Here is a 6,737-nt window from a genome sequence, read left to right on the forward strand (position 1 = left end):
ATCAAATAACAGCCATGATTGAATTTGACAAGGCTAACCTTAACATTATCAGAGCGGCCCTGAAGGAACGTGAAGAAACGATTGCCGTTGCGGAAAGTGTTACCGGGGGGTTACTGCAGGCCGCTTTTGCGTTAACAGAAGAAGCCTCCTTGTTTTTCCAGGGTGGCATTACTGTGTACAATCTTGCCCAAAAATACCATCACCTGCAGGTAGAGCCTGTGCATGCGCTGAAGGTAAATTGCGTTTCATCCCGCGTGGCAGATGAAATGGCGCTGAACGTGTGCCGTTTATTCAACAGCCACTGGGGGTTAAGTGTTACAGGGTATTCATCGCCGGTGCCCGAATCCAACAACGAAATCTTTGCTTACTTCTCCATAGCCGGTAAGGGCGCCATTCAACACTCTGCTAAAATAACCCCGCCCAAAAACACACCTGAGAACCTGCACCTGCTTTACGTAAACGAAATTATACAGCGTGCAGCTATGCTGATTATAGCCGGTTGAGTTTTATGATACTCAGCCAAAGCCTGCCTGCCAAAGAATGCCGCGTGTTACACCGCCGGGTGAGGGATTGAAGCGGTTACCCCGGTGAGGCCATGGCAGCAGGGCCTTGTGCCGGAGTATGAGCGGAAAGCCCGGCCCGAGGCACGAGGGACACCCCCAAGTACGAAGGTAGAAGTACGAAGTACTTACTTATGTTAGATGTTTGGTGTGGGATGTACGATGTGAAAAGATGAAATACGAAGTACCTACTTATATAAGATGTTAGATGTGGAGGTGTACGATGTGAATACCAGTTGGTGTATAACTTCGAAGTCTTTTTTGGCAAGTCTCTCCCACTTGCCATTTACCACTCCCAACTTACCCTAAGAAACAGTTGCATTTATAAGAAAAGCTTTCTATATTAACACCAACTTGCACGTTTCACCATTTAAAACATCCTTCGCTATGGCGCCAAAAACGGAACCTTTCCGCCGCTTGTTGTTCAACAGCTTACTTACACTTTGCGCAGCCTGCATGCTGGGTGGCTGTTACAACTACCGTGTAGTTACCCATGCGCAGCCCGGTACAGAAGTAACCACACGCACAGCACACTCTTTATTCTGGGGGCTTGTACAAAAGCCAACGGAAATTACTACGCCCAACTGCGACTCGCTTAATATACGTGGCATGGCCGAAGTAAAAATGAAAACAAATTTGGGGTATGCCCTTATAACTGTTGTTACACTGGGTATATGGAGCCCCATGAAAGTTGAATGGAAATGTGGAAAACCTTGCCAGCCGGTAGGCAATGAACTTTAAAACAAGCGGCCATGAAAATATTTAAAACAGGCTTTACAAGCTGGGAAAACCGCCACGAAATATTTAAGGAAGACATTGCCGACATGTATATGCTGGGTAACGAAACCGCACTTGGCGCACTGGACAGTTACAACGATACCACAAAAGGCATTCAAAAATTAATTGAAGAAGCCATTAACAACAATACTACGCTCCGGGCCCTGGGGGCAGGCTGGTCGTGGACAAAAATAGCCACAGCGGGCAAAGGCATTATGCTGGATACCAAACCGCTGAACGCGGTGTTTACCATATCATCCCGCAGCGTGGCGCCGGAATATACAGGCGATACATCCAAACTGGTATTCGCACAATGCGGTAATGGTATTTGGGAACTGAGCGAATTTCTGCGCAACCGCAACCTTTCGCTCAAAACATCCGGCGCCAGCAACGGGCAAACCATTGCCGGCGCTATTGGCACAGGGGCGCATGGCTCTGCATTTGATGTTGGCGGTGTGCAGGATTTTGTAGTGGGCCTGCACATTATTGTTGGCCCCAACCGGCATGTGTGGCTGGAGCGAAAATCTTACCCCGTGGTATCTCCGTTTTTACTTAACAGCCTGCAAACAGAACTTATACAGGATGACGACCTGTTTAATGCCGCCCTGGTAAGCTTTGGCTGTTTTGGCATTATACATGGCGTAATGGTAGAAACGGAAGACCTGTTTTTACTGGAAAGTTGTATGGAGCGTATGCCAATTGACGATACCCTGTACAAACTGATGGAAACACTTGATTTTACAGGTTCCGCCTTGCCTTACAAGGATGAACGGCCATTTCACTTTGCGGTATTTATTAACCCTTACGATATGGATAAGGGTGCTTATGTAACCAGCATGTATAAGCGGCCTTATACAGATGCTTATACCAAACCTGTACGCAACGCAGAAGGCATTGGCCCGGGTGATGATGCACCCTGCTTTATTGGCAAGATAACGCAGGCCATACCTGCCCTGGTACCCACATTGGTAAATAAGTTGCTGGGTGGCACGCTAACGCCTTTTTCTAAACAATTTGGTACGCTGGCTGAAACATTCAGCAATACCACGCTGCATGGCAAGCTGCTTAGCGCCGCCATCGGCGTGCCGTTGCACGTGGTAAACAGGGTTACTGAACTACTGCTGGAAATTAATAAAGATGCCGGCCCTTTTTCCGGCCTGTTCGCTTATCGCTATGTGAAAAAATCAAAGGCTATGCTGGCCTTTACGCGTTTTGACCCTACCTGTGTAATTGAACTGGACGCCACTTTTTCCGATGCTACCTACGATTTTTATAAAGCAGTCTGGAAAAGGCTGGAAGAGGAAAACATACCCTTTACTTTTCACTGGGGCAAAATAAACGAACTGAATTTCGACCGCCTGCAAAAAATGCATGGCCCCAGCCTTGATACCTGGATTGCCGCCCGCAACCAACTGCTTGATAAAGACTGCCTGAAAGTTTTTACCAACCCCGTTATGGTTGAATGGGGCCTTGATAAGGTATTGTAGTTTTTGGTTACGGACTGCTGTTTTTCATGGCGGCCCGGTTGTGTCACTCACTTGTACGCCACCGCTATATGCGGCAATAAATCACACCCCGCATCCCGCATCAATTCAGGGCGTTTTGTAATCCCGTAGCGCTATGTACTTGTTTGTTCGCTGTCGCAGTCAGGGCGCATGTTAGCAGGAGTAACAGCAAAAGCCACAATGGCTAACTGCAGTACAGCTAAGCAGGCATACAAGCGCAATTGTGAGGTGCCATTATTGGCACTGCGCCGGAGCATCTGTTGCAAGATTTTACAACCTATAATAAAAAAGTAATAAAAATCACAAAATGATGGATACTATTTTCAAATTTTAAAAAAAATCTAATCACCGCAGTTTAAGTAACTCTCTACCTTTGCGTAGGATGTATAATTACAAATTGTGGAGTATTCATAATTACTAAAACTAAAGAGAAAGTAATCCTTCAAGGTTCCGGAACTACATTATCAGGCGGCCGGAATTTTGAGAAGTGGGCGAGAGCCCCTGCGTCTTACGATGGCAGCATTGTTTCAGCGTTCCTTAATCCAGTAATGTATCCTGAAAGTACCGTTTACAGAATATGTATCACAAGCCCGGAATAAACAAACATACCAGGTCTCAGCACTAACTGTACATGCCGGCTGAAACACAGCGCCTTTATTAACACCTAATCAAAGTTGAAAGAACCCATTGTCCAAAAAACATTTTTGGCCATGCCGGGAAGGTTATGCTTTCCATAGCATACGCCCGCCACTTGCTGTATGCGCTTACAGTGGCGGTGTTGGTGTTGGCTGTATATAGGTAACGGCAGGTATTCCTATAGCCTGTGACATAAACACTTTGCCCGAATAGCATTTTACGTACGCTAAAAACAACCGTATGAAAAAATTGTCGGCCCTTATGTATGAAAACCGGTTTTTGCCGGCAGGTGTCTTTAATCTTTTATTTTTTCTCCTGTTTTTTATTGCCGCTTATAATGGCAAAAAAAAACTTGCTCACGATTGCTTAACACTTAACGCGGTATTGGTAGCCCTTTACTGCATCCAACACACTTTTCGGGTATTCGCCTTTGTTGCTTATGCAATGCATTAGCTGTGCTTACTGCCAGCACTGGTGCGGCAAGGCGTAAAACCGTAATCAACTTTTGAAATGATAGTTTATGAAACAAGCTTTAGCGGGTACCGTTAAAAAAAGCCTGGCCCATTCTATAAAAAATAATTTGTCAATAAATGCGCTGCCTTTTTTTGACAGCGCCGGTACATCCCGTCTTTCTTATTGCGGTAAAAGCATGCCGGGTAGCAGGCTTATTCTATACAGCCATAGTAGCTGCCATACCAGGTATATATTCTTAACTGTATTTGTCATGCTATTTGCCTTAAGCGGCCAGGCACAGCAACTGGAAATTTTTTCCGGCAGCGGCCCTGCGGGAAACGGGCCGTCTGCTAATTCCGGCGCCAGTACTTTTTACCGCAATACGGCTACCAGCGCCACTTTCACCGCTCATACGCCCACTCTTACTTATGCCTTAAGTTTTACCAATCAGCAATACACAACGGCAACCACCCCGGGTCTCACGGTAGGCGCCCAAAATACCGGTTCTACCTTAACTGCACTTGCAGCCGATGCCCTCCTTCAGCTTATGAATTCCAATGGCGGTGGTGTAAACAGTGAATATACTTCTAATCCATTTGGCTCTCCGGGTACAGACTTTTCAACTTCCAGCAATTACGGGTTTAAACTCAGTACAGATGCCGCTTACCAGCAGGAAGCCGGCGCTGCGCTTAATGCACGTAACTATTACGGCGATATGACCATCACCTTCAGCAGGCCTGTATTAAACCCCGTCATTCACCTGGCAGGTATCGGCGGCGGTGGCAGAACAGTTAACTATGGTATGGGGTATTATACTGAATTTGAGATGAGCACTGCCGACGTTAACGCAGGCTATACACTTACAAGGCTTTCGGGTACCACTTATCTTAATGTAACCAGTACCGGTATTTTAAACAGCAGTACTACCCCTGCTTCCGTGCCTCCTTCTACCAGTACATATACCAGCCAGGCTGCCGGCAACAACGGCAGCGGTGGCAGTATCCGGGTAAATACCAACGGTACCTTCATAAGCAGCCTTACTTTCAGGGTTTATCTCCGTGGAGATGGCAGTGTGGGTACAGGCGCTGCATGGAACACAGGTAACCGCAGCGGCGACGGCTTTATGCTTTCTGTTTCACTGGGATTGTACAATGTTAACGGTACAGTGTACAACGATGCTAACGGGCTTACAGATAATACTGTAAACGGAACAGGTTCAAACGGCGGCGGTCTTTTTGCCAACCTTGTAGATGCCAGTGGAATTGTTGTGTCGAGTGTAGCTGTTGCAGCGAATGGTACATATACGCTCAGCAATACCCCTGCCGGTAATTACACTATCATATTAACTACCACAACGGCCGCTGTAGGCAGTTCTCTTTCGGTTGCTACGCTGCCGGTAGGTTACGGCAGTACGGGTGAATTTGTTGGCGCAACTGCCGGCAACGATGGAACAGTGGACAGTAAACTGGCTGTAACCGTTACCAACGGTAATATAGCTAATGCTAATTTAGGCATGCAGACAGGCTGGTACGACTTTGGCGATGCCCCGGCTTCTTTTGACTTAAATAGCGCCAGTAGTTCTGTGCCAGCACGTAACGGGCCTTCGTCTACCCTTTTAATGGGTACGCTGCCCGACTTTGAAACTGCTCCGGCGGCTGTTGCTAATGGCTCTGACAATAATGGCTCCAATGGTGATGGCGTCGATGAAGACGGCCAAACTACTCCTGCAGTCATTACCATTGGCAGCGCTTATTCAAGAACTATCACCTACACAAATACTTCCGGTACCAGCCGTACTGTTTACGGGTGGATAGATTTTAACAACAACGGCATTTTTGAAGCTGCTGAAGTAGCCTCTACACTTGGTACGGCAACAACAGGCGTTACCAATGGCACTACTTCACTAACCTGGAGCGCTACCCAAACCAGGGATGCGCTGGCAGGTAACCTGTACATGCGTATCAGGGTTTCTGCATCAACCACCATGGCCGATAATGGCGCTACCGCTGTAGATGAACGGGCCATTGCGGATGGCGCTAACGGCGGTACTTACGGTACAGCATTTATTGGTGAGGTTGAAGATTACCGGGTTACAGTTACGGCTTTATACGATATGGGTGATGTCCCGGCTTCCTACGAACGCAATGCATCCTCGGTTTCATTACCGGCCCGTAATGTTCCTTCCGCTACACTGCGCATCGGAACGATTGATGATGCCGAATTTACCCCGGCCAGTGTTGCCTCTGGTTCAAACAACAATGGTTCCAACGGAGACGGTACGGAAGAAGATGGAGCCACTTCCCCGCCACCGGCCATTACCGCCGGTTTGGCTTATACGCTGCCGGTGACTGTTACCAATACTTCCGGCACTAACCGGGTGTTGCACGGTTGGGTTGATTTTAATAACAATGGCATCTTTGAGGCCACTGAATACACCAGCGTTACGGTTAATACGGGAACCAATGGCGGCTCCGTAAACCTGGCGTGGACAAGCACCCAAACCCGCGACCTGACCGGTGTAAGCCTTTACATGCGGCTTCGCCTGGCTGCAGCCAACCTTGCGGATAACAGCGTAGCCGGCAGTGTGGATGAACGGGCTATTGCTGATGGTGCAAGTACAGGTATTTATAGCACTACAGCCATAGGCGAGGTGGAAGATTACCGGGTTACAGTAAACCCTGGCTATGACATGGGCGATGCCCCGGCTTCTTACGAACTCAACAGTTCTTCAACCTCATTGCCAGCCCGTAATATTCCTTCCGCCACCCTGCGCATCGGAACGATTGATGATGTGGAGTTTACCCCG

4 protein-coding genes are annotated in these 6,737 nt (G+C 47.8%); all 4 read left to right on the top strand.

Features of this window, described 5'->3' with window-relative positions:
* The first annotated feature begins 14 nt into the window (after positions 1-14).
* Complete coding sequence (locus F0364_RS16800; RefSeq protein WP_153798962.1) at positions 15-503, top strand: CinA family protein; 489 nt, start codon at positions 15-17, stop codon at positions 501-503.
* A 444-nt stretch (positions 504-947) separates the two neighbouring features.
* Positions 948-1,301: a Bor/Iss family lipoprotein gene (locus F0364_RS16805; protein WP_207632729.1), complete on the top strand. Its 354-nt coding sequence runs from the start codon at positions 948-950 to the stop codon at positions 1,299-1,301.
* Between the two features lie 11 nt (positions 1,302-1,312).
* On the top strand, positions 1,313-2,824 hold the full coding sequence (locus tag F0364_RS16810; RefSeq protein WP_153798963.1) for an FAD-binding protein: 1,512 nt from the start codon (positions 1,313-1,315) through the stop codon (positions 2,822-2,824).
* Positions 2,825-3,998: 1,174 nt separating this feature from the next.
* The coding region (locus F0364_RS16815; protein ID WP_153798964.1) for a beta strand repeat-containing protein at positions 3,999-6,737 on the top strand (2,739 nt) is incomplete at its 3' end.

This window comes from Foetidibacter luteolus, assembly GCF_009650435.1.
Lineage (GTDB): Bacteria > Bacteroidota > Bacteroidia > Chitinophagales > Chitinophagaceae > Foetidibacter > Foetidibacter luteolus.

What these genes read in the sequence shown, in the direction of transcription:
- F0364_RS16800 (WP_153798962.1), top strand. Translation starts at nt 15, where the DNA reads ATGATTGAATTTGACAAGGCTAACCTTAACATTATCAGAGCGGCCCTG.
- F0364_RS16805 (WP_207632729.1), top strand. Translation starts at nt 948, where the DNA reads ATGGCGCCAAAAACGGAACCTTTCCGCCGCTTGTTGTTCAACAGCTTA.
- F0364_RS16810 (WP_153798963.1), top strand. Translation starts at nt 1,313, where the DNA reads ATGAAAATATTTAAAACAGGCTTTACAAGCTGGGAAAACCGCCACGAA.